Consider the following 22310-nt stretch of genomic DNA (forward strand, 5'->3'; position numbering starts at 1 on the left):
AAAAAGCGGTTTTTCTGCACCACCTTCAACCCACAGCCCAGGGAGAAGATGTAATGGATGATCAGCAGTTGCAGGCGCTTAGTGCGCAGATAGGTGAGAAGCTGAAGCAGCGCAATGCCACCGTAACCTGTGCGGAATCCTGCACGGGGGGATGGATTGCTAAAGTCTTTACCGATATCAGCGGCAGCTCTGCCTGGTTTGAACGTGGTTTTGTGACCTACAGTAATGAGGCCAAACAGCAGCTGGTGGATGTTCAGGCTGACTCGCTGGCGCAGTATGGCGCGGTCAGTGAAGCGGTGGTGCGTGAGATGGCGCTGGGTGCCCGCAAGGCGGCTCATGCTGACTATGCAATATCCGTTAGCGGCATTGCCGGTCCGGATGGCGGCAGTGAAGAAAAACCAGTGGGCACGGTGTGGTTTGGTTTTGCCGGGCCACAGGATAACGTATTGACTTTTAAGCAGCATTTTAACGGCGATCGTGATGCCGTTCGCCGCCAGTCGGTGGCATGGGCCTTACAGAAACTGTATGGCGAATTTCTGACAAATTAAACTTGATACTGTATGACTATACAGTATAATTGTCGGCAACAGAAAGAGTACAGGCACCCTGAGTGCGTGTTTACCCGGCTTGATTAGGAGTTGAAATGGCGATTGATGAAAACAAACAGAAGGCTTTAGCTGCCGCGCTTGGCCAGATTGAGAAACAATTTGGTAAAGGCTCCATCATGCGCTTGGGTGAAGACCGCTCAATGGATGTGGAAACGATCTCTACCGGCTCGCTGTCGCTGGATATCGCATTAGGCGCAGGCGGTCTGCCAATGGGCCGTATCGTTGAGATCTACGGCCCCGAGTCTTCCGGTAAAACCACGCTGACCCTGCAGGTTATCGCGTCAGCACAGCGTAAAGGCAAAACCTGTGCCTTTATCGATGCCGAGCATGCACTGGATCCGGTTTACGCCAAGAAACTGGGCGTCGATATCGATAACCTGCTCTGCTCTCAGCCCGATACGGGTGAGCAGGCGCTGGAAATCTGTGATGCGCTGGCGCGCTCTGGTGCCGTTGATGTCATCATCGTCGACTCCGTTGCCGCTCTGACGCCTAAAGCGGAAATCGAAGGTGAAATCGGTGACTCACACATGGGCCTCGCGGCACGTATGATGAGCCAGGCGATGCGTAAACTGGCCGGTAACCTGAAGCAGTCCAACACCCTGCTGATTTTCATCAACCAGATCCGTATGAAAATTGGTGTGATGTTTGGTAACCCGGAAACCACCACCGGTGGTAACGCGCTGAAGTTCTACGCTTCTGTCCGTCTTGATATCCGCCGTATCGGTGCAATCAAAGAGGGCGATAACGTGGTCGGCAGTGAGACCCGCGTTAAAGTGGTGAAAAACAAAATCGCCGCGCCATTCAAACAGGCTGAATTCCAGATCATGTACGGCGAAGGTATCAATACCTTTGGCGAGCTGGTCGACCTGGGCGTGAAGCACAAGCTGATTGAAAAAGCGGGTGCATGGTACAGCTACAATGGCGACAAGATTGGTCAGGGTAAATCGAATGCGGGCAACTTCCTGAAAGAGAATGCTGCTGTGGCAAACGAAATTGATCTGAAGTTGCGTGAAATGTTGCTCAACGGCGCGGATGAAAAACTCGCATCAGCCGACAAGTCTGCTGAGAAAGAAGACGCGGCAAGTGAAGCGAACGAAGACTTCTAATCTCTGATGCGGGAGGGGCAAAAGCCTCTCCCGTAGTTTTTACCCCCTCTATTCCCTTTCTTGCCTTCCCTCTGTCCTGTTCTGTCGCCATAATCTCCCCCTGTTTGTACAAGGTGCGCAGTATGACTGAACCTTCTCAGCCCCAACCGAATGTCGTCTCTTATTCTCGTCTGCTTGACCGTGCGATGCGTATCCTGGGTCAGCGCGATCACAGCCGTGCAGAATTAGCCCGCAAGCTGCAACAGTCAGCTCAGCGTGCCGCATGGGCACAGAAAAAAGAGCCCGAAATTATCACCGATGAGCTGCTGGAGCAGGTGCTGGACTGGTGCCAGGACAGCGGCTGGTTAAATGACGAACGCTTCACCGAGCGGTTTATTCAGAGCCGAAGCCGTAAGGGCTTTGGGTCGCAGCGCGTGCGCCTTGAACTGGCTCAGAAAGGCATCGACCGTGAAGCCATTGATATTGCGATGGAAGAGACGGAAGTCGACTGGGCGGCCTGTGCGGCTCAGCTGGCTGAAAGAAAATTCGGACATCCGTTGCCCACAGAGTGGAAAGAGAAAGCGAAAGTACTACGCTATCTGCAGTCAAAGGGCTTTCAGACCGACGATATCCAGTCCATTTTCAGAAATTTTGATGACTAAAAGCCGATGTAATTTTACTTCCCACCGAAGAAAATTTATCTTATTCCCACTTTTTGTTCCGCTAATCAGGCACCACGAAAATGTGGCCGCGCCGATCAGAGGGAACGTTCGTTAGCGTGATTCCAGGACATATATGAGCAAGAGCACTGCTGAGATCCGTCAAGCGTTTCTCGACTTTTTTCATAGCAAGGGACATGAGGTTGTAACCAGCAGCTCCCTCGTACCGAATAACGATCCAACCTTGTTGTTTACTAACGCCGGGATGAACCAGTTTAAAGATGTGTTCCTCGGACAGGACAAACGTGATTACACACGTGCGACCACGTCACAGCGCTGCGTACGCGCAGGCGGTAAACATAACGATCTTGAAAACGTCGGTTACACCGCACGTCACCACACCTTCTTTGAAATGCTGGGTAACTTCAGCTTTGGTGACTACTTCAAGAGAGAGGCGATTGGTTTTGCCTGGGAACTGCTGACGAGCGAGCAGTGGTTCAGCCTGCCTAAAGAGCGTCTGTGGGTGACGGTTTATGAAACCGACGATGAAGCCTTTGATATCTGGGCGAATGAAATCGGTGTGCCACGCGAGCGCATTATTCGCATCGGCGACAACAAGGGCAGCGCGTACGCGTCAGATAACTTCTGGCAGATGGGCGATACCGGTCCTTGCGGTCCGTGCAGCGAGATTTTCTACGACCATGGCGATCACATCTGGGGTGGCCCACCGGGTAGCCCGGAAGAAGATGGCGACCGTTACATTGAGATCTGGAACATCGTCTTTATGCAGTTCAACCGTCAGGCTGATGGCACCATGCTGCCACTGCCAAAACCGTCGGTTGATACCGGAATGGGCCTTGAGCGTATTTCTGCCGTTCTGCAACACGTCAACTCCAACTATGAAATCGACCTGTTCCAGAAACTGATTCAGGCTGTGGCACAGGTTACCGGTGCGACCGATCTCAGTAACAAGTCGCTGCGCGTTATTGCCGACCACATCCGCTCCTGTGCTTTCCTGATTGCCGATGGCGTGATTCCGTCGAATGAAAACCGTGGCTACGTGCTGCGTCGTATCATTCGTCGTGCTGTGCGTCATGGCAACATGCTGGGCGCCAAAGAAGCCTTCTTCTATAAGCTGGTTGCACCTCTGGTTGAAGTTATGGGAGCGGCAGGCGAAGAGTTACAGCGTCAGCAGGCTCAGGTTGAGCAGGTGCTGAAAAGCGAAGAAGACCAGTTTGCCAGAACGCTGGAGCGCGGACTGGCGCTGCTGGACGAAGAGCTGGAAAAACTACAGGGCGACACGCTGGATGGCGAAATCGTCTTCCGTCTTTACGATACCTTTGGCTTCCCGGCTGATTTAACGGCTGACGTCTGCCGCGAACGTAATCTGAAAATCGACGAAGCGGGCTTTGAGCAGGCTATGGAGCAGCAGCGTCAGCGCGCCCGTGAAGCGAGTGGCTTCGGCGCTGACTACAGCAACGTTATTCGCATCGATGCCGCCTCATCCTTTAAAGGCTACGACCAGCTCGATTTAGCCGCCACAGTGAAAGCGCTCTACGTTGCGGGCGAGGCAGTGGAGGAAGTGACTGCAGGTCAGGATGCCGTGGTCGTGCTGGATGAAACGCCATTCTATGGGGAATCTGGCGGTCAGGTAGGCGATACCGGCCTGCTGAAAGGGAAGAATGCTGAATTTAGCGTCCAGGATACACAAAAATATGGTCAGGCAATCGGTCATGTCGGTAAGCTGACCGCAGGGCAGTTGCGTATCGGTGATCGTCTTGAGGCACAGGTCGATGCGGCACGTCGTGCGCGTATCCGTCTGAATCACTCTGCAACTCACTTATTACATGCCGCATTGCGTCAGGTTTTAGGTGAGCATGTGGCGCAGAAAGGCTCGCTGGTTAACGACAAATACCTGCGTTTCGACTTCTCGCATTTCGAAGCGATGAAACCTCAGGAGATTCGTCAGGTCGAAGATATCGTTAATGCGCAGATTCGTCGCAACCTGCCGGTAGAAACCGAAGTGATGGATCTGGAAGCAGCGAAGTCTAAAGGGGCTATGGCACTGTTTGGCGAGAAATATGATCAGCGCGTGCGCGTTCTGACCATGGGTGATTTCTCGGTTGAGCTGTGTGGTGGTACCCATGCTGCGCGTACTGGTGATATCGGCCTGTTCCGTATTCAGGCTGAGTCAGGCACCGCAGCCGGTATCCGTCGTATCGAAGCGATTACCGGTGAAGGCGCGCTGGCGCAGGTCAATGCGCAGAGCAGCCAGCTGCAGGACCTTGCGCAGCTGGTCAAAGCGAACAGCAGCAACCTGAACGAGAAAGTGCGTGGTCTGGTTGATCATGTGCGGGCTCTGGAGAAAGAGTTGCAGCAACTGCGCGATCAGCAAGCCGCGCAGGAGAGCGCTTCACTGAGCAGCAATGCCATCGACGTTAAGGGAGTGAAACTGCTGGTCAGTGAGCTCAACAATGTCGAACCTAAAATGCTGCGTACCATGGTTGATGATCTTAAGAATCAACTGGGGTCGGCGATTATTGTGCTGGCGACGGTTGCTGAAGGTAAGGTGTCGCTGATTGCGGGTGTGACCAAAGATCTGACTGACCGCGTTAAAGCGGGTGAGTTGATTGCCAGTCTGGCACAGCAGGTTGGCGGGAAGGGCGGTGGCCGTCCTGATATGGCACAAGCGGGTGGTGCTGATGCTGAGGCGCTGAAAGGCGCTCTGGCAGGGGTCGAGAGCTGGGTTAACAGCCGCCTGTAACATATAGAACAAGGCATTGTAAAAAGCGTCAGAACCCCGGTTCCGGCGCTTTTTAATACGATGCTAAAGCAGCAAATGACAAAGTCAGGTTGATGTAGTGTATTTCGGCTAAACTAACTATCAGCAGAATGTATTGGCGCATCGATGTGCATTGGTGTATTTCTCATAGTCAATGTGCAGCGTTAAATGATGGATAATGCCGGGAGCCTGTACTAGCCCGACTCTTTTAATCTTTCAAGGAGCAAAGAATGCTTATTCTAACTCGTCGAGTTGGTGAAACCCTCATGATCGGTGATGAGGTAACTGTAACGGTGCTGGGTGTTAAGGGTAACCAGGTTCGTATTGGGGTTAACGCGCCGAAAGAAGTGTCTGTGCATCGCGAAGAGATCTATCAACGCATCCAGGCTGAAAAAACGCAACAAACCAGCGTTTAACGGATTCAGCGTCTCGCACAAGTGCGAGGCGCTACCGCTTTGTCTAAAAATCCTGCCTTTTCTTTTCTCCTGCTTCCTTCCTGTTTTGTTAACCTCATCCTCTTTCATTGTTGATAATTCACTCTTTTTGTCGCCATTTTGTCCCAATTGTGTGTGATTTGCTCAATCAAACAAAGTTTCGGAAAAATTGTTTGACTTAAAAGTCCGGGAAAGTAATATGTGCGCCACGCAGTGCCGATGAGCAGAAACAACGTTCAGACGCACAGTTCGAAAGAAAGCGTATGGTGAGGTGGCCGAGAGGCTGAAGGCGCTCCCCTGCTAAGGGAGTATACGGTCAAAAGCTGTATCGAGGGTTCGAATCCCTCCCTCACCGCCATTTTCGATGCATCCATAGCTCAGCTGGATAGAGTACTCGGCTACGAACCGAGCGGTCGGAGGTTCGAATCCTCCTGGATGCACCATATTTTCGAATATGGAGAAGTGCCTCGGTGTGACATGACGCATTAGCGTTCAAGCCGCACTAAGGAGGATAACGTTGCTTTAGCAACGGCCCGAAGGGCGAAGCGCAAGCTGAGTAATCCTCCTGGATGCACCATCGAAAATAAAGAAACAAAGCGAATTAGCAATTCCTTTCATGGTGAGTAGTTAGCGCCCTGCGTTGTACAAGAATTAGATTTATGCATCCATAGCTCAGCTGGATAGAGTACTCGGCTACGAACCGAGCGGTCGGAGGTTCGAATCCTCCTGGATGCACCATATTCTGCAATATGGTAAGTGCCTCAGTGTGTCATGACGTGATTAGCGTTCAGGCCGCACTAAGGAGGATAACGTTGCTTCAGCAACGGCCCGAAGGGCGAAGCGAAAGCTGAGTAATCCTCCTGGATGCACCATTCTTTGTAACATCCTCAGGTTGGTTTCTGTCATTCCATTAAAATTTGTGCCCCAAAAGATAGACCCCAATGCATCCATAGCTCAGCTGGATAGAGTACTCGGCTACGAACCGAGCGGTCGGAGGTTCGAATCCTCCTGGATGCACCATATTCTCCAATATGGACAGTGCCTCAGTGTGACATGACGCAATAAGCGTCCCGGCCGCACTAAGGAGGATAACGTTGCTTCAGCAACGGCCCGAAGGACCAAGCGAAAGCTGAGTAATCCTCCTGGATGCACCATCTTCTTCAGTTTAAAAAAATCCCTCAGTCTGTTATATCCTAAAAATCGTTCAGCGCCTGCATGTAGATATCACGTTGTATCATCTCCATTGAGCGAAGCCCGAATTGAATCATTATCCAGAACTCTCCCCTGCAGTTACCCTCTGGCTTTACCCGTACTGATTTCCTGCTTAATCCGCTTCACTGATTCATCATCCTGACTTAAGCGACCCGAAACGCCTTTTTTGCGCGTCAGCGCTCTCCATTTTGCTGCCCACGCCCGTCCGCCGCCGCTTGTTCGTCAGAACAATGTTAAAAAATCGCTTAAAATTCGTACGGTTATCAGTGGCCGCGCACGATCACCTTTATCTGAAAACAAAAATTGCTAATGCTTTCAAAGCATTTGCTGTTCATCCCCCCTGGCGACAACCTGTCCACATTAGGCTAAAGTAATGTCTCATTTGGTGAATGTCCGGAGTGACAATGTACGATCAATATGACGCCCTGATTTTCGATATGGACGGCACGATTCTTGATACTGAGCCGACACATCGAAAAGCGTGGCGTCAGGTACTGGCGCATTACGGATTAACGCTGGATGAAGAACGCATTATCGACTTCAATGGCGCACCTGCCTGGCGGCTTGCGCAGTTCATCATTGAATCCAATCAGTCGTCACTCGACCCTCATCTTCTTGCCGCAGAAAAAACCGCTGCTGTGAAAGCGATGCTGCTGGAAAACGTTAAACCACTGCCTTTAATGGACGTGGTGAAAGCGTACCACGGACGTCGTCCGATGGCGGTGGGTACCGGAAGCGAACATAGCATGGCAGAGGCGTTACTGACGCAGCTGGGCGTGCGTGAGCTCTTTGCGGCAGTCGTCGGCGCTGACGATGTACAGCGTCACAAACCCGAGCCTGAAACCTTCTTACGCTGTGCTGAGCTGATGGGTGTGGCTCCGGCACGCTGTGTGGTGTTCGAAGATGCAGACTTTGGTATTCAGGCCGCGAAGGCGGCAGGCATGGCAGTGGTGGATGTCCGCTCACTGTGAGTGACGTTCTCACCTATGCCTCAATGTTTGGCAGCAGTTTTCTGAGTGCGACGCTCCTGCCGGGAAGCTCTGAAGCATTGCTGATAGCACTATTAATAGCAAAAAAGACATCAGTTTACGGGTTGCTTTTAGCCGCATCACTGGGAAACACCTTGGGCGGTTTAACCAACATTCTTATTGGTCGCTTGCTGCCGCTAAAACGTCAGGGGCGATGGCATGACACAGCAATGACGTGGTTGCACCGACTGGGACCTGCAGCACTGTTATTCAGCTGGCTGCCGGTGATAGGTGATCTGCTCTGCGTTCTCGCAGGCTGGTTACGTTTCGCCTGGCTACCCGCGATGCTGTTTCTCGCTGTCGGCAAAACACTGCGTTATATCGTTATCGCGACTGCCACATTACAGGGTATGCAATGGTGGCATTGATTCGCACAGATTCGAGGCTACGGTTAACATTATGCTGAACAAAAATAAATTATTATCACAGCGGGGGGGTAATGTGATCCCGGACGTATCTAAAGCGCTTTCCTGGCTGGAAGCGCATCCCAATGCCCTTAAAGGGATTGGCCGTGGCATCGAACGTGAAACGCTGCGAGTACAGGAAAATGGCGATCTGGCAAAAAGCGGCCACCCGGAATCTCTGGGCTCGGCGCTGAAGCATGACTGGATCACCACTGATTTTGCCGAAACGTTGCTGGAATTTATTACGCCAGTGGATCACAGCATCGATCATATGCTGGCATTCCTGCGCGATATTCACCGTCACGTTGCCCGTGAACTGGGTGATGAACGCATGTGGCCCTTCAGTATGCCGTGCGTGATTGACGACGCGGACAATATCGAGCTGGCGCAATATGGCACATCGAATATCGGTAAGATGAAGACCCTCTACCGCGAAGGCCTGAAAAACCGCTACGGCGCGTTGATGCAGACCATCTCCGGCATTCACTATAACTTCTCGCTGCCACTCTCATTCTGGCAGGAGTGGGCGGACGTGAAAGATCAGGAAAGCGGAAAAGAGACCATCTCAGCGGGCTATCTGCGGCTGATCCGTAACTACTATCGCTTCGGCTGGGTGATCCCGTATCTGTTTGGTGCATCGCCGGCTATCAGCTCCAGCTTCCTGCAGGGCCGTGAGAGCGCGCTGCCGTTCGAAACCAATGACAAGGACACGATGTGGCTGCCGTACGCCACCTCGCTGCGTCTGAGCGATTTAGGCTACACCAATAAATCGCAAAGCTCTCTGGGCATCACGTTTAACTCGCTGGAAGGCTATGTCACTGCGCTGAAGAAAGCGATCAAGACGCCGTCAGAAGAGTATGCGGCGATGGGCACCAAAGATGGTGACGGTAACTGGCTGCAGCTCAACACCAACGTGCTGCAGATTGAGAACGAGCTCTATGCCCCAATCCGGCCTAAGCGTGTGACACGCTCAGGTGAAGCGCCTTCTGATGCGCTGCTGCGGGGTGGCATTGAATACATTGAAGTGCGTTCGCTGGATATCAATCCGTTCTCTGCCATCGGCGTCGATGAGAATCAGGTTCGCTTCCTCGACCTGTTCCTGATCTGGTGTACCCTGGCTGATGCGCCGGAAATGAGTGCAGATGAGTTGCAGTGCACCCGCAAAAACTGGAATCGGGTGGTGCTCGAAGGGCGTAAACCGGATCAGAAAATTGCGGTGGGCTGCGGAGAAGCGGAACATTCGCTGGTTGAAGTGGGCAAAACCCTGTTTGCCGATCTGCGTCGGGTTGCTGAAGTCTTAGACAGTCACAATCAGGACAGCACGGAATATCAGCAGGTTTGCGATCAACTGGTAGCATCGTTCGACGATCCTGAGCTAACCTACTCGGCGCGTATCCTTCAGGCAATGAAGGAGAATGGTGTAACCGGAACCGGCGTGGCGCTGGCTGAACAGTACCGCCATCTGCTCTGTGAAGAGCCGCTGGAAGTGCTGACAGAAGAAGATTTCACGCGTCAGGCGCAGGAGTCTGTTGCTGCACAGCAGCAGCTGGAAGCGAATGATAAGCTGGATTTTGAAGCGTATCTGGCGAGCCGGGAAGGGTAGAAAAGAAAAAGGCCACATCAATGTGGCCAAATTAACATCTCTGTTGTCAGGGATGATGATGATAACAAATGCGCGTCTTTCATATATTCAGACGTTGGGCGAACAGAAAAGTTTCATCGTTTTAAAAAAAATTCTCAGAACAGGAGGTGACGTATGCCACTACTGGACAGTTTTACCGTTGATCACACCATCATGGGCGCACCGGCCGTACGCGTTGCGAAAACCATGAAGACTCCGCATGGCGATACGATTACCGTTTTTGACCTGCGTTTTTGCCGCCCGAACATTGATATCCTCACTGAGCGTGGCATCCATACGCTGGAGCATCTCTTTGCCGGATTCATGCGTGATCACCTGAATGGTGACGGTGTGGAAATCGTCGATATCTCACCAATGGGCTGCCGCACCGGCTTCTACATGAGCCTGATTGGTACGCCAGACGAGCAGCGCGTTGCGAAGGCGTGGAAAGGGGCGATGGAGGATGTTCTGAAAGTGAAAGATCAGAACCAGATCCCTGAGCTGAATGAATACCAGTGTGGCAGCTACAAGCTGCACTCTCTGGATGAAGCGCAGCAGATTGCACGCAATGTGCTGGCGCATGAGATCGGCGTTAACCGCAACGAAGATCTGAAACTGCCTGCTGAAAAGCTGAAAGAACTGCACATCTAGTCAGGGCTTCTCTGCTAAAAAAACGCCGCATCCTGTCGATTGCGGCGTTTTTTTATGGCTTCAGGAACCGACCGATTTTTTCAGCGGCGTCTTTGGCGTGATGCGCACCTGTTTAATCATGTTGTCCTGCACATCCAGGATATCGACATTGTAGTGGCCGATCTGAACACGGGTGGCAATAGCAGGGATCTCTTCCAGCGCCTCCAGCAGCATGCCGTTGATGGTGCGAGCTTCCTGCTCTGGCAGATGCCAGTTAAACGCCTTGTTGATTTCACGCACGCTGGCGCTACCTTCAATCAGCACGGAGCCATCATTCTGCGGCATCACTTCCTCGGCCAGCGACGGAGACATGGAGGTGGTGAAGTCACCGACAATCTCCTCCAGAATATCCTCTATCGTCACCAGTCCTTTGATATCACCATATTCATCTACTACCACGCCCGCTTTCTCTTTGTTGCGCTGGAACTTCACCAGCTGGGTGTTCAGCGGCGTTCCTTCGGGGATGTAGTAGATCTCATCAGCGGCGCGCAGGAGCATCTCTTTGGTGAACTCTTTTTTCTCCGTCATCATGCGCCAGGCTTCACGCACTCGCAGCATGCCGACGCAGTCATCCAGTGAGTCACGGTACAACACAATGCGGCCGTGCGGCGAGTGGCTCAGCTGACGCACGACTGACTTCCAGTCATCGTTGATGTTAATGCCAACGATCTCATTACGCGGCACCATGATGTCGTCAACGCTGACTTTTTCCAGGTCGAGCACAGAGAGCAGCATGTCCTGGTTACGGCGTGACATCAGGCTACGCGACTCATAGACGATGGTTCGTAACTCTTCTTTGCTCAGCGCAGAGTTAATGGCACCGTCAGCGCGAATGCCCACCATCTTCATCAGCAGGCGGGTAATGGTGTTGAGCAGCCAGACCAGCGGCAGCATGATGTATTGCAGCGGGACCAGCAGCAGGCTGCTGGGGAAGGCAACGCGTTCGGGATAGAGCGCCGCCACGGTTTTCGGCAGCACTTCAGCAAACACCAGCACCACAAAGGTCAGGATACCGGTCGCGATCGCGACTCCTTCATCACCGTGAATACGCATCCCCACGATGGTGGCGAGCGCAGAGGCCAGAATATTCACCAGGTTATTGCCGATTAAGACCAGGCTGAGCAGCCGGTCGGGACGACGCAGTAACTTCTCCACCCGGCGTGCGGGGCGACTGCCGTTTTTGGCCTGATGGCGCAGCTTATAGCGGTTAAGCGTCATCATTCCGGTTTCCGACCCGGCAAACCAGGCGGAAACCAGTACCATGACGCAGAGAATAATAATCAGCGTGGTGGTTGAAACATTCTCCAACGCAGAACTTCCTTTTTAACGAGAGGTAGGGACAAGCAGATGCTGCAGGATGCGACTGCCGAAGTAAGCCATGGTTAACAGCACCGCACCGCTGCAGTTAAACCAGACGACGCGGCGACCACGCCAGCCTTCATGATAGTGCCCCCACAGCAAAACGATATAAACAAACCACGCGATGATTGAGAGCACGGCTTTATCGACGTTTTCTGCGCTGAAGAGATCCTGCATATAAAACAGACCTGTGCAGAGCACCAGCGTTAACAGCACGACGCCAACCTGGGTGATGTGAAACATCTTACGTTCGATGGTCAGCAGCGGCGGCATATCCTGGGTGAACGCCAGTCGCTTGTTTTTCAACTGGTAATCGATCCATGCCAGCTGCAGTGCATAGAGCGCGGCAATGATCAGGGTTGCATAGGCGAACAGCGACAGGCCGATATGAATCATCATGCCTGGCGTGGTTTCCAGATGGGTGATGAACGCATTCGGAACAAAGGTGGCGAAGGCCAGATTGATCAGCGCGAAGCTGTACACAATCGGCAGCAGCAGCCAGCCACGGTTGCGTGACGCCACAATGGTCATGATGGCGCAGATCAATAGGCTGACCAGCGAGCCAATGTTGAGCAGGCTTAAATTCTGTCCGCTATCAACAGCAAATATGCGTTGCTGCAGCGCCACCGCGTGTGTCACCAGCGCCACACAGGCAGAGAACATCGCCATTCGCCGCCAGCCACCGTTACGTTTCAACAGGCTGGGAATGATCAGGGCAAGACTTAAGGAGTAGGCGAATAGCGCCACTATCGCGAAAACGAACATAGATCCTTTCAGGTCAGTCAGATAAGGAAAAAGGCAGTATAGCGCCAGCCGGAGCAGGCTCCAAACGATCTGAGGGGCAATTGCAGAGATCGCCGAGGCTTCGTGTTATAATCCGCCGCATTCTGCCGATCAGGCGCCTCGCGATCTTTTTTTTAGTGAGAGACCATGTTTGATAATTTAACCGATCGTTTGTCGCAAACCCTGCGAAATATCAGCGGCCGCGGAAGGCTGACTGAAGAGAACATCAAAGAGACCCTGCGTGAAGTGCGCATGGCACTGCTTGAAGCTGACGTTGCGCTGCCGGTGGTGCGTGACTTCATCAACCGTGTGAAAGAGAGCGCGGTCGGTCATGATGTGAATAAAAGCCTGACACCGGGTCAGGAGTTTATCAAAATCGTTCGTAACGAACTGGTTGCAGCGATGGGTGCAGAGAACAACGCACTCGACCTGGCCGCTCAGCCGCCAGCCGTTGTACTGATGGCGGGCCTGCAGGGTGCCGGTAAAACCACCAGCGTCGCTAAGCTGGGTAAGTTCCTGCGCGAGAAGCATAAAAAGAAAGTCTTAGTGGTTTCTGCCGACGTTTATCGTCCGGCGGCAATCAAACAGCTGGAAACTCTGGCACAGCAGGTCGGCGTGGATTTCTGCCCGTCCGATCTCAGCCAGAAGCCCGTCGATATCGTCAACAACGCGCTGCGTGAAGCACGCCTGAAGTTCTACGATGTGCTGCTGGTGGATACCGCCGGTCGTCTGCACGTTGACGAAGCGATGATGGACGAAATCAAGCAGGTTCATGCCGCGATCAAGCCGGTAGAAACGCTGTTTGTGGTCGATGCCATGACCGGTCAGGATGCGGCAAACACCGCTAAAGCCTTTAATGAAGCGCTGCCGCTGACCGGGGTTATCCTGACCAAAGTTGACGGTGATGCGCGCGGTGGTGCGGCGCTGTCTATTCGTCATATTACCGGCAAACCGATTAAATTTATGGGTGTCGGCGAAAAGACCGAAGCCCTTGAGCCGTTCTATCCGGATCGTATTGCTTCGCGTATCCTCGGCATGGGTGACGTACTGTCACTGATCGAAGATATCGAAAGTAAGGTTGACCGCGATCAGGCCGAGAAACTGGCTAAGAAGCTGAAAACCGGCGACGGTTTTGATCTCAACGACTTCCTTGAGCAGCTGAAACAGATGCGCAACATGGGCGGTATGGCCAGCCTGATGGGTAAACTGCCCGGTATGGGACAGCTGCCTGACAATGTTAAGTCGCAGATGGATGACAAAGTCCTGGTGCGCATGGAAGCTATCATCAACTCGATGACGCGCAAAGAGCGTGAGAAACCAGAAATCATCAAAGGCTCGCGTAAGCGCCGCATTGCGACCGGCTCCGGTATGCAGGTGCAGGATGTTAACCGCTTATTGAAGCAGTTCGACGACATGCAGCGTATGATGAAGAAAATGAAGAAGGGCGGTATGGCGAAAATGATGCGCGGCATGAAGGGTATGATGCCGCCAGGTTTCCCTGGCCGCTAAAGCGTTCCACAAAAAAGCCCGAAAAGGTACGGTTTAGGTTGCTTTTTTCGCCAAAATGATTAAAATTTTCGGGCTTTTTATACAGCACCCGGACCCCGTTCCTCGATGGGGGCCGGGTGTTTTATTAACTGAAGAGGATGTTATGGTAACAATTCGTTTGGCACGTCACGGCGCTAAAAAGCGTCCGTTCTATCAGGTCGTCGTCACTGACAGCCGCAATGCACGCAACGGTCGTTTCATCGAGCGCGTTGGTTTCTTCAACCCGATCGCATCTGGTCAGGCTGAAGGTCTGCGTCTTGATCTGGATCGTATCGAGCACTGGGTTGGCCAGGGCGCAACGCTTTCTGATCGCGTTAACGCGCTGGTCAAAGAAGCTAAGAAAGCAGCTTAATCTGTCACGGTGGTGAGCATGAGCAGACAACTTGCCGCACAGCCTCCCGTTAACCCGATTGTATTGGGTAAGATGGGAGCCGCCTACGGTATTCGCGGCTGGCTCAAAGTGTTTTCCTCCACTGAAGACGCTGAAAGCATCTTCAACTACCAACCCTGGTTCATCCAGCGCGCCGGTAAATGGCAGCAGGTCGAACTTGAAGGTTGGAAGCACCACAATCAGGACCTGATCATCAAAGTCAAAGGCATTGAAGATCGGGATGCGGCGGCTCAGTTAACCAATTGCGAAATTCAGGTTGACTCGACGCAGTTGCCATCGCTGGAAGAGGGCGACTACTACTGGAAAGACCTTATGGGCTGCCAGGTGGTTAACCTTGAAGGCTACGAGATGGGTAAAGTCATCGATATGATGGAAACCGGCTCGAACGACGTTCTCGTCGTTAAGGCAAACCTGAAGGATGCGTTCGGTGCTCAGGAGCGGTTAATTCCGTTTCTTGATGAACAGGTTATCAGGAAAGTCGATCTCTCTACTGGCGTCATTGAGGTAGATTGGGATCCTGGTTTTTGATCTCCGAATCGAACGGTAACGTAACGGCGAATACAATGTGGATTGGTGTTATTAGCCTGTTTCCAGAAATGTTTCGCGCTATTACCGATTACGGGGTAACTGGCCGGGCTGTAAAAAACGGTCTGCTCAGCATTCAGAGCTGGAGTCCTCGGGACTTCACTCACGACCGGCACCGTACCGTGGATGATCGTCCTTACGGCGGCGGACCGGGAATGCTGATGATGGTACAACCCTTACGGGATGCCATCTCCGCAGCGAAAGCAGCGGCAGGTGATGGGGCCAGGGTGATATATCTTTCACCTCAGGGTCGCAAACTGGACCAACAGGGCGTTTGCGAACTGGCGGCACGGGACAAGTTAATTCTGGTCTGTGGCCGTTATGAAGGGATTGATGAGCGCGTAATCCAGACCGAAATTGATGAAGAATGGTCAATCGGTGATTACGTTCTCAGTGGCGGGGAACTGCCAGCCATGACGATGATTGACGCAGTCGCCCGGTTTATTCCCGGCGTACTCGGCAAGCAGGCGTCAGCCGATGAGGATTCGTTCTCTGATGGCTTGCTGGATTGTCCGCACTATACCCGACCTGAAGTGTTAGACGGCGTGGAAGTCCCGGCAGTATTACTGTCAGGTAACCATGCTGATATTCGCCGCTGGCGTCTGAAGCAGTCGCTAGGCCGTACCTGGCTGAGAAGACCTGAACTTCTGGAAAACCTGGCTCTGACTGAAGAGCAAGCAAGGTTGCTGAATGAGTTCCAGCGGGAGTCTCAGCAGCAACAAAACGATGATGTGGAAGAGTGATCTTCCCCGACTATCAGTTTACCCAGGATATGAGATTTAATTATGAGCAACATTATCAAGCAAATTGAACAAGAGCAGATGAAACAGGACGTACCTTCCTTCCGCCCGGGTGATTCCGTGGAAGTGAAAGTATGGGTCGTTGAAGGTTCTAAAAAACGTCTGCAGGCATTCGAGGGCGTGGTTATCGCTATTCGTAACCGCGGTCTGCACTCTGCATTCACTGTTCGCAAAATTTCTAACGGCGAAGGCGTTGAGCGTGTATTCCAGACTCATTCACCTGTCATTGACAGCATCGCTGTTAAACGTCGTGGCGCTGTGCGTAAAGCCAAACTGTACTACCTGCGTGAGCGTACTGGTAAGTCTGCTCGTATTAAAGAGCGTCTTAACTAAGGTATCGCTAACGCGACATCTAAAAGTTAATAGCAAACAAGGGGTTGGCATCTGCCAGCCCCTTTTTTTTGTGTCGGTGCCTGCCAACTGGCCACAGTTAACCGGCATCCGGCCGCTGGAAATGATAAATCGCCGTATTGACCGGCCCCGCCTCTAATACGATCAGGCCATAGCGACAGCCAATAAACTGGCCACCGCACTTTTCAGCGACTCTCCGGCTGGCCAGGTTTTCCTCTGCCGCCAGAATTTCAATCACCCTGGTCTCCGGGCGTGAAAACCCCAGAGGCAGCAGCTTTTCCACCGCCCGGCTGGCGATCCCCTGACGCTGGGCGTCACGGCGAACCCAGTAGCCCATTGCGCTGGTGTCGCCTGAATGACGGGCAAAGCGTATGCCTGCGCCTCCAAGCAGCTGATCATGCTGATCAACGATCGCAAACTCTTCCGCTTCTTCTTTCATCCTTTGCCAGTGGGTAAAGCGGATCCAGCTTTCAGCGTCATGAGGCTGATAATCGTGATGCGCCCAGACCATCCACGGAATCAGGCTATCCAGTGAGGCATTAACCGCAGCGGTAAACGCGGGGATGTCGCTGAGCTCAAAAGGGCGGAGAGAGATGTTCAGTGGAGAGGCGTGCATGATGGGCTCAGCATTAAAATAATCAATATCCTCATTTTGCCTGCAGCAGAGAGAAACGCAATAAAGCATGATGTAAACTTAAATGTACATTTCGGTGGAGTCTTGCTGATACGTATTTATTTATAAATTATTGATATAGTTTCTTTTTATTAGGTTATCTCCTGTTGGGATCCATCTGTGGTAATAAAAGTGTACATATAATATTGCGCTATGTATTGTCTGTGATACAGTATTTGCATTCCTCAATGAGGAGCCCCTGTCCGTAAATACGAGCCAAAGGATCGCCATCATGCAAAAAGACGCGCTGAACAATGTGCATATCGCCGGTGAACAGGTATTAATCACGCCTGAAGAGCTGAAAGCGAAGTTTCCACTGACCACTGAACAGCAGGATCAGGTCGCGGCCTCTCGCCAGACCATCTCTGACATTATTGCCGGCCGCGATCCGCGTCTGCTGGTGGTGTGCGGACCCTGCTCGATTCACGATACCGAAGTGGCGCTGGAATATGCTCGTCGTCTGCAAACCCTGTCCGGGCAGCTGAAGGATCAGCTCTATATCGTGATGCGCGTCTATTTTGAAAAGCCTCGTACTACCGTCGGCTGGAAAGGGCTGATCAACGATCCTTACATGGATAACTCGTTTGATATGGAAGCGGGTCTGCACATTGCGCGTCAGCTGCTGGTGAACCTGGTTGAAATGGGTCTGCCGCTGGCGACTGAAGCGCTGGATCCGAACAGCCCGCAATACCTGGGCGACCTGTTCAGCTGGTCAGCCATTGGCGCACGGACGACAGAATCTCAGACCCACCGTGAAATGGCTTCGGGTCTGTCGATGCCGGTCGGCTTTAAAAACGGCACCGATGGCAGTCTGGGAACGGCTATTAACGCCATGCGTGCCGCCGCAATGCCGCACCGTTTTGTCGGCATTAATCAGGCCGGTCAGGTCTGTCTGCTGCAGACTCAGGGCAACCCGGATGGTCACGTGATTCTGCGTGGCGGCAAAGCGCCGAACTACGGCCCTGAAGATGTCGCGCAGTGTGAAAAAGAGATGCTCAAGGCGGGACTGCGTCCAGCCTTAATGATAGATTGCAGCCATGGCAATTCGAACAAAGACTACAGCCGTCAGCCTGGCGTAGCGGAATCCGCTATTGCGCAGATCAAAGACGGAAACCGTTCAATCATTGGTTTGATGCTGGAAAGCCATATCAATGAAGGTAACCAGTCTTCTGAGCAGCCACGCAGCGAAATGAAGTATGGCGTTTCCGTAACCGATGCCTGCATCAACTGGGAAGTGACCGAAACGTTGCTGCGTGAGATGCATCAGGATCTGCAGGGAGTGCTGTCGGCGCGTCTGTCACAAGAGGTGTAAGAGCAATGGTGGCTGAACTGACCGCGTTACGCGATCAAATTGACAGTGTTGATAAGGCGCTGCTGGATCTTCTGGCTAAACGGCTGGAGCTGGTAGCAGAAGTAGGGGAGGTTAAGAGCCGTTACGGTCTGCCTATCTACGTGCCTGAACGTGAAGCGTCGATGCTGGCTTCCCGCCGCAAAGAGGCTGAAGCGCTCGGCGTACCCCCGGATCTGATTGAAGATATACTGCGCCGCGTGATGCGCGAGTCCTATACCAGCGAGAATGACAAAGGCTTTAAAACCCTCTGTCCTGAACTGCGCCCGGTGGTGATCGTCGGGGGTAAAGGCCAGATGGGCCGGCTGTTTGAAAAAATGCTCGGGCTTTCAGGTTATACGGTTAAAACGCTGGATAAAGAGGACTGGCCTCAGGCTGAAACGCTGTTGAGTGATGCCGGTATGGTAATCATCAGCGTGCCGATTCACCTGACCGAGGAGGTTATTGCCCGGCTGCCGCCACTGCCGGAAGATTGTATTCTGGTTGATCTGGCATCCGTGAAAAACCGGCCTTTGCAGGCGATGCTGGCCGCTCATAGCGGTCCGGTGCTGGGTCTGCATCCGATGTTTGGCCCGGACAGCGGCAGTCTGGCAAAACAGGTCGTGGTCTGGTGTGATGGAAGACAGCCGGAAGCGTATCAGTGGTTCCTGGAGCAGATTCAGGTCTGGGGTGCGCGTCTGCATCGTATCAGCGCGGTGGAGCATGACCAGCACATGGCCTTTATTCAGGCGCTGCGTCACTTTGCCACCTTTGCCTATGGCCTGCATTTAGCCGAAGAGAACGTCAATCTCGAACAGCTGCTGGCGCTCTCATCGCCGATTTACCGGCTGGAGCTGGCGATGGTGGGGCGGTTGTTCGCTCAGGATCCGCAGCTTTATGCGGATATCATCATGTCTTCAGAGAGTAATCTGGCGCTGATCAAACGCTATTACCAGCGGTTTGGTGAAGCGATTGCGCTGCTGGAGCAGGGCGACAAACAGGCATTCATTGCCAGCTTTAACCGGGTTGAACAGTGGTTTGGCGATCACGCGAAACGCTTCCTGGTGGAAAGCCGGAGTCTGTTACGCTCGGCTAATGACAGCCGGCCATAAATGAAAAAGGCATCCTTGCGGATGCCTTTTTTCTATTCGGCAGATTCATCGCCAGGTTCAGCGGGCACCACATTCTCGCTGGGGTAGCAGCCCAGCACCTTCAGAGAGCGGGTCATGGTCTGTAATTCCTGAAGCGCCTGCTGCATCCGCTCTGATTGCAGGTTGCCCTGCACATCAATGTAAAACATCTCTTCCCACGGATTGCCATTAATCGGGCGTGACTCCAGCTTGCTCATAATCAGGTTGTGCTGACGCAGCACCAGTAGCGCATCGACCAGTGCACCCGCCTGCTGACCGGTTGCCATGATCAGCGTGGTTTTCGCTGGCACCTGATCTGAAACCTCGATGGCTTTGCGGGCCAGAACGATAAAGCGGGTATGGTTTTGCTGCTGATTCGCCAGATTACGCTCCAGCACCTGCAGCTGATAGAGCTCGCCACCGGCTTCACTGCCCAGCGCCGCCACCTTAGGTGAGTTGAGCGCAGCCACTTTCTCCATCGCTGCCGCGGTACTCTCGGTATATTCGATCTTCCAGTGCGGGAAACGATTAATGAACTGACTGCATTGCTGGAAGGGCTGAGGATGGCTGTACACCGTCTCAATCTGCTGCAGATCGGTAGGGCCATTCACCAGCACGCAGTGGTCGATAGGTAAGGTCAGCTCGCCCACGATAGAGAGACTGGTCTGTTGCAGCAGATCGTAGACATCGTTGATCGAGCCCGAACTGGTGTTCTCAATCGGCATCACGGCATAATCAGCCACGCCATTTTCGACCTGCTTGATGATGTCGTGAAACTTCAGGCAGCCACACTCCACCATGCTATCGAAATGACGTGACGCGTAGTTGCGTGCGGCAAGGTGCGAGTAGGAGCCTTTCGGGCCGAGGAAGGCGATACGGGCGGCATGCGCATGGGGGTGGTTGAGGTTTTTCTGCAGTAAGGCTTGCTGAGTCAACACGGAATCTTCGATGACCAGCTGGAACAGGCGGGTGATGTAGTGCGCATCCAGTTTGTGCGCTTTGCCCAGCACAATCAGATTCTCCAGCAGCGCGCGTTCACGTTCCACATCCCGAATCGGGCGATGCGTTGCCAGTTTTGCCTGTGCGACTTCCACTGCCAGCAGACGACGCTCGGCCAGCAGCGTCAGAAGTTTTTTATCCACTGCGCTAATTTTATCGCGTAGCGCCAACAATGGATTGTCGGGATTCATAGGGCTCACCTGTATGCTATCCAATAAAAAAGCCTCCCGGTTGGGAGGCTTCGTTGTTCGTCTTCGCTTTCATTTTCACACGACGAATGGCCTCCCGTTCATTGGAAGGTAAAAAAGAAAGCGAAGAAAAACAGATCAGTTTTCATAATAACGTCCGAAAAGAGAGTGAGCTGAGAGTAACCGTACTGCTTAAAAGCTGTCAATAAAAAACGCGCCCGGAGGCGCGTTATGAAAATCAGGACTCTTCGTCGGCGGGGATAATGTCTTTTACGCTGGCACTGGCGCGGCGCGCTTCAGACTTGTGCTGAACCTTGTTCAGCTGACGCTCAAGCTTCGCAATCAAATCATTGATGGCGGTATACATATCGTCATGTTTGGCACTGGCCACCAGAGTCCCGTTCGGTGTGTTAATAGTGGCATCAGCCACGAATTCTTTGGGCTCTTTAGACAGGACAATATGCGGATTAATCAGGTCGGTTTGCCATTTTTCGAGCTTGGCGAGACGGTCTTCAACATGGCTTCGGATTGCCGGGGTGATGTCCATTTGTTTACTGGTAATGTTCAGAATCATCGTTCTTACCTCTCTGTCATTTCCGTCTTGGTCTTTTCAGCATAGCGCGAAAAAGCGTTAGATGTGAGATTTCGATCACGAAAAAATGTCACTTTTTGTCAGTCACAACATTCTGTGAGAAAGGCAGAGAAACTGGCTGAAATGGCTTGAAGCGAAACGATTAACACGGCATGCTTGATGAGTTAGCTCACTGGCATCAGATCCACTTCTGACTGTTCTTTGAGCAAAAAAAAGCAGCCATCGCAGGCTGCTTTTTTTGTGGCTGAAATCAGGGCTATCAGCTTTTGTTCGCTGCAATGATTTTCGCCACTTTATCGGCTTCAGCATTCAGCTGCAGATTGCGGTAAGCATTTTCCATCAGCGGCAGGGCATCGTGTGTCGCCTGCGTATCCGGATAATCACGCATCATACCTTCGACACGGTTAACAACCGCGACATAAGCCTCACGCTTAGTATAGAATTGCGCCACTGACAGCTCATATTTAGCCAGACGGTCTTTCAGATAGACCAGACGTTTCTGAGCATCAGCCGCATACTGGCTGTTCGGGTAATTACGCAGCAGCTGGGAGAAGTCGCGGAAAGCATCACGAGCGTGCGTCGGATCGCGGTCAGAACGATCGATACCAAAGAAGCCCTGCAGCGCGGAGTCATCCAGCGCCATGTCCGTCAGACCTTTCATATAGATGACATAGTCAATGTTCGGATGCGTAGGGTTCAGACGCATAAAGCGAGCAATGGCAGCCTGCGCCAGGGGCAGATCGGCATTTTTATAGTACGCGTAGATTAAATCCAGCTGCACCTGCTGCGAATAAGGACCGAACGGATAACGATTATCCAGCGCTTCCAGTTGCTTAATCGCGGCTTTAAAGTTACCGTCCTGCAGCTTTTGCTGCGCTGTAGCATAGATTTCAGAAGGCGGGTTGTCCGGTACCGCGTCATTTGAGCCGGAACAACCAACAAGTGCCAGGCTCAGTGTGGCAGCAGCCACCAGATGTTTCATACGCGTCATGACGAAGTGATTATCCTCAAATGTTATGGCGGAAGCTGTCCGTATAGCTCCCGGTAATGACCAGGTACGA

Annotated in this window: 22 protein-coding genes, 4 tRNA genes and 1 other annotated feature; of the genes, 20 read left to right on the forward strand and 6 right to left on the reverse strand. The window is 52.6% G+C overall.

Annotation, left to right across the window (positions count from 1 at the left end):
- The first annotated feature begins 53 nt into the window (after positions 1–53).
- The 13 genes from pncC (at position 54) to luxS (ending at position 10484) form a co-directional block, all read left to right on the forward strand.
- Positions 54–548 carry a nicotinamide-nucleotide amidase gene (gene pncC / locus PU624_RS08065; RefSeq protein ID WP_283547223.1) on the forward strand — a complete coding sequence of 165 codons (495 nt, stop codon included), beginning with the start codon at positions 54–56 and terminating at the stop codon, positions 546–548.
- A gap of 95 nt (positions 549–643) precedes the next feature.
- Positions 644–1714: a recombinase RecA gene (recA, locus tag PU624_RS08070; RefSeq protein WP_283547224.1), complete on the forward strand. Its 1071-nt coding sequence runs from the start codon at positions 644–646 to the stop codon at positions 1712–1714.
- 122 nt (positions 1715–1836) lie between these two features.
- Positions 1837–2355 carry a regulatory protein RecX gene (locus PU624_RS08075; protein WP_283547225.1) on the forward strand — a complete coding sequence of 173 codons (519 nt, stop codon included), beginning with the start codon at positions 1837–1839 and terminating at the stop codon, positions 2353–2355.
- A 133-nt stretch (positions 2356–2488) separates the two neighbouring features.
- Positions 2489–5116 (forward strand): alanine--tRNA ligase, encoded by a 2628-nt coding sequence (gene alaS, locus PU624_RS08080; protein ID WP_283547226.1) that lies wholly within the window; start codon positions 2489–2491, stop codon positions 5114–5116.
- A 248-nt stretch (positions 5117–5364) separates the two neighbouring features.
- Positions 5365–5550 (forward strand): carbon storage regulator CsrA, encoded by a 186-nt coding sequence (gene csrA / locus PU624_RS08085; RefSeq protein ID WP_008927091.1) that lies wholly within the window; start codon positions 5365–5367, stop codon positions 5548–5550.
- Between the two features lie 283 nt (positions 5551–5833).
- Positions 5834–5926, forward strand: a tRNA-Ser gene (locus PU624_RS08090).
- A gap of 8 nt (positions 5927–5934) precedes the next feature.
- Positions 5935–6011: transfer RNA gene (locus tag PU624_RS08095), tRNA-Arg, on the forward strand.
- 218 nt (positions 6012–6229) lie between these two features.
- Positions 6230–6306 (forward strand) — tRNA-Arg (locus tag PU624_RS08100).
- 205 nt (positions 6307–6511) lie between these two features.
- Positions 6512–6588: transfer RNA gene (locus PU624_RS08105), tRNA-Arg, on the forward strand.
- Between the two features lie 596 nt (positions 6589–7184).
- A complete protein-coding gene (gene yqaB / locus PU624_RS08110; protein ID WP_283547227.1) occupies positions 7185–7751 on the forward strand; it encodes a fructose-1-phosphate/6-phosphogluconate phosphatase in 567 nt (188 codons plus the stop codon).
- Positions 7748–8176, forward strand: a complete 429-nt coding sequence (locus PU624_RS08115; RefSeq protein WP_010248498.1) for a YqaA family protein — start codon at positions 7748–7750, stop codon at positions 8174–8176. Before yqaB ends, PU624_RS08115 begins: the two co-directional genes overlap by 4 nt.
- A 31-nt stretch (positions 8177–8207) precedes the next feature.
- On the forward strand, positions 8208–9815 hold the full coding sequence (gshA, locus tag PU624_RS08120; RefSeq protein WP_283547228.1) for a glutamate--cysteine ligase: 1608 nt from the start codon (positions 8208–8210) through the stop codon (positions 9813–9815).
- 153 nt (positions 9816–9968) lie between these two features.
- The gene (luxS, locus tag PU624_RS08125) at positions 9969–10484 is read left to right on the forward strand and encodes an S-ribosylhomocysteine lyase (RefSeq protein WP_009086888.1); all 516 of its coding nucleotides are present in this window, start codon (positions 9969–9971) and stop codon (positions 10482–10484) included.
- A 60-nt stretch (positions 10485–10544) separates the two neighbouring features.
- Here the strand turns inward: luxS and PU624_RS08130 are convergent, their stop codons facing one another.
- Positions 10545–11831 (reverse strand): HlyC/CorC family transporter, encoded by a 1287-nt coding sequence (locus PU624_RS08130; protein WP_283547229.1) that lies wholly within the window; start codon positions 11829–11831, stop codon positions 10545–10547.
- A gap of 15 nt (positions 11832–11846) precedes the next feature.
- Positions 11847–12647, reverse strand: coding sequence for a cytochrome C assembly family protein (locus PU624_RS08135; RefSeq protein ID WP_013358820.1), 801 nt, complete (start codon positions 12645–12647; stop codon positions 11847–11849).
- 165 nt (positions 12648–12812) lie between these two features.
- Here PU624_RS08135 and ffh point away from each other — a divergent pair, with 165 nt between their 5' ends.
- The 5 genes from ffh to rplS all read left to right on the forward strand — a co-directional run bounded on the left by ffh (position 12813) and on the right by rplS (position 16322).
- Complete coding sequence (ffh, locus tag PU624_RS08140) at positions 12813–14174, forward strand: signal recognition particle protein (protein ID WP_013358819.1); 1362 nt, start codon at positions 12813–12815, stop codon at positions 14172–14174.
- A gap of 142 nt (positions 14175–14316) precedes the next feature.
- Positions 14317–14565 (forward strand): 30S ribosomal protein S16, encoded by a 249-nt coding sequence (rpsP, locus tag PU624_RS08145; protein ID WP_003849041.1) that lies wholly within the window; start codon positions 14317–14319, stop codon positions 14563–14565.
- Positions 14566–14583: 18 nt separating this feature from the next.
- Entirely contained in the window at positions 14584–15132 is a 549-nt protein-coding gene (gene rimM / locus PU624_RS08150; RefSeq protein ID WP_003849039.1) for a ribosome maturation factor RimM, read from the forward strand.
- 35 nt (positions 15133–15167) lie between these two features.
- Positions 15168–15932 carry a tRNA (guanosine(37)-N1)-methyltransferase TrmD gene (gene trmD / locus PU624_RS08155; RefSeq protein WP_136197232.1) on the forward strand — a complete coding sequence of 255 codons (765 nt, stop codon included), beginning with the start codon at positions 15168–15170 and terminating at the stop codon, positions 15930–15932.
- 42 nt (positions 15933–15974) lie between these two features.
- Positions 15975–16322, forward strand: a complete 348-nt coding sequence (rplS, locus tag PU624_RS08160) for a 50S ribosomal protein L19 (RefSeq protein WP_003849035.1) — start codon at positions 15975–15977, stop codon at positions 16320–16322.
- A gap of 97 nt (positions 16323–16419) precedes the next feature.
- Here the strand turns inward: rplS and PU624_RS08165 are convergent, their stop codons facing one another.
- Positions 16420–16956 (reverse strand): GNAT family N-acetyltransferase, encoded by a 537-nt coding sequence (locus tag PU624_RS08165; RefSeq protein ID WP_283547230.1) that lies wholly within the window; start codon positions 16954–16956, stop codon positions 16420–16422.
- A gap of 289 nt (positions 16957–17245) precedes the next feature.
- Between PU624_RS08165 and PU624_RS08170 the strand changes: the two genes are divergently transcribed.
- Entirely contained in the window at positions 17246–18325 is a 1080-nt protein-coding gene (locus PU624_RS08170; RefSeq protein ID WP_283547231.1) for a 3-deoxy-7-phosphoheptulonate synthase, read from the forward strand.
- Positions 18326–18330: 5 nt separating this feature from the next.
- Positions 18331–19452, forward strand: a complete 1122-nt coding sequence (gene tyrA / locus PU624_RS08175; protein WP_283547232.1) for a bifunctional chorismate mutase/prephenate dehydrogenase — start codon at positions 18331–18333, stop codon at positions 19450–19452.
- Between the two features lie 32 nt (positions 19453–19484).
- On the opposite strand, the gene pheA is transcribed toward tyrA, so the two are convergent.
- The 3 genes from pheA to bamD form a co-directional block, all read right to left on the reverse strand.
- Positions 19485–20660: a bifunctional chorismate mutase/prephenate dehydratase gene (gene pheA, locus PU624_RS08180; protein ID WP_283547233.1), complete on the reverse strand. Its 1176-nt coding sequence runs from the start codon at positions 20658–20660 to the stop codon at positions 19485–19487.
- Positions 20661–20682: 22 nt separating this feature from the next.
- Positions 20683–20807, reverse strand: a sequence feature (Phe leader region).
- 88 nt (positions 20808–20895) lie between these two features.
- Positions 20896–21231 (reverse strand): ribosome-associated translation inhibitor RaiA, encoded by a 336-nt coding sequence (raiA, locus tag PU624_RS08185; RefSeq protein ID WP_003849030.1) that lies wholly within the window; start codon positions 21229–21231, stop codon positions 20896–20898.
- Positions 21232–21508: 277 nt separating this feature from the next.
- Positions 21509–22240: an outer membrane protein assembly factor BamD gene (gene bamD, locus PU624_RS08190; protein ID WP_090965572.1), complete on the reverse strand. Its 732-nt coding sequence runs from the start codon at positions 22238–22240 to the stop codon at positions 21509–21511.
- Positions 22241–22310: the final 70 nt, after the last annotated feature.

Source organism: Pantoea sp. Lij88 (assembly GCF_030062155.1).
Classification (GTDB): domain Bacteria; phylum Pseudomonadota; class Gammaproteobacteria; order Enterobacterales; family Enterobacteriaceae; genus Pantoea.

What these genes read in the sequence shown, in the direction of transcription:
- trmD (WP_136197232.1), top strand. Translation starts at nt 15,168, where the DNA reads ATGTGGATTGGTGTTATTAGCCTGTTTCCAGAAATGTTTCGCGCTATT.
- luxS (WP_009086888.1), top strand. Translation starts at nt 9,969, where the DNA reads ATGCCACTACTGGACAGTTTTACCGTTGATCACACCATCATGGGCGCA.
- recA (WP_283547224.1), top strand. Translation starts at nt 644, where the DNA reads ATGGCGATTGATGAAAACAAACAGAAGGCTTTAGCTGCCGCGCTTGGC.
- raiA (WP_003849030.1), bottom strand. Translation starts at nt 21,231, where the DNA reads ATGATTCTGAACATTACCAGTAAACAAATGGACATCACCCCGGCAATC.
- PU624_RS08075 (WP_283547225.1), top strand. Translation starts at nt 1,837, where the DNA reads ATGACTGAACCTTCTCAGCCCCAACCGAATGTCGTCTCTTATTCTCGT.
- PU624_RS08135 (WP_013358820.1), bottom strand. Translation starts at nt 12,647, where the DNA reads ATGTTCGTTTTCGCGATAGTGGCGCTATTCGCCTACTCCTTAAGTCTT.
- csrA (WP_008927091.1), top strand. Translation starts at nt 5,365, where the DNA reads ATGCTTATTCTAACTCGTCGAGTTGGTGAAACCCTCATGATCGGTGAT.
- yqaB (WP_283547227.1), top strand. Translation starts at nt 7,185, where the DNA reads ATGTACGATCAATATGACGCCCTGATTTTCGATATGGACGGCACGATT.
- gshA (WP_283547228.1), top strand. Translation starts at nt 8,208, where the DNA reads ATGCTGAACAAAAATAAATTATTATCACAGCGGGGGGGTAATGTGATC.
- PU624_RS08165 (WP_283547230.1), bottom strand. Translation starts at nt 16,956, where the DNA reads ATGCACGCCTCTCCACTGAACATCTCTCTCCGCCCTTTTGAGCTCAGC.
- PU624_RS08170 (WP_283547231.1), top strand. Translation starts at nt 17,246, where the DNA reads ATGCAAAAAGACGCGCTGAACAATGTGCATATCGCCGGTGAACAGGTA.
- alaS (WP_283547226.1), top strand. Translation starts at nt 2,489, where the DNA reads ATGAGCAAGAGCACTGCTGAGATCCGTCAAGCGTTTCTCGACTTTTTT.
- pheA (WP_283547233.1), bottom strand. Translation starts at nt 20,660, where the DNA reads ATGAATCCCGACAATCCATTGTTGGCGCTACGCGATAAAATTAGCGCA.
- rpsP (WP_003849041.1), top strand. Translation starts at nt 14,317, where the DNA reads ATGGTAACAATTCGTTTGGCACGTCACGGCGCTAAAAAGCGTCCGTTC.
- rplS (WP_003849035.1), top strand. Translation starts at nt 15,975, where the DNA reads ATGAGCAACATTATCAAGCAAATTGAACAAGAGCAGATGAAACAGGAC.
- pncC (WP_283547223.1), top strand. Translation starts at nt 54, where the DNA reads ATGGATGATCAGCAGTTGCAGGCGCTTAGTGCGCAGATAGGTGAGAAG.
- tyrA (WP_283547232.1), top strand. Translation starts at nt 18,331, where the DNA reads ATGGTGGCTGAACTGACCGCGTTACGCGATCAAATTGACAGTGTTGAT.
- ffh (WP_013358819.1), top strand. Translation starts at nt 12,813, where the DNA reads ATGTTTGATAATTTAACCGATCGTTTGTCGCAAACCCTGCGAAATATC.
- rimM (WP_003849039.1), top strand. Translation starts at nt 14,584, where the DNA reads ATGAGCAGACAACTTGCCGCACAGCCTCCCGTTAACCCGATTGTATTG.
- bamD (WP_090965572.1), bottom strand. Translation starts at nt 22,240, where the DNA reads ATGACGCGTATGAAACATCTGGTGGCTGCTGCCACACTGAGCCTGGCA.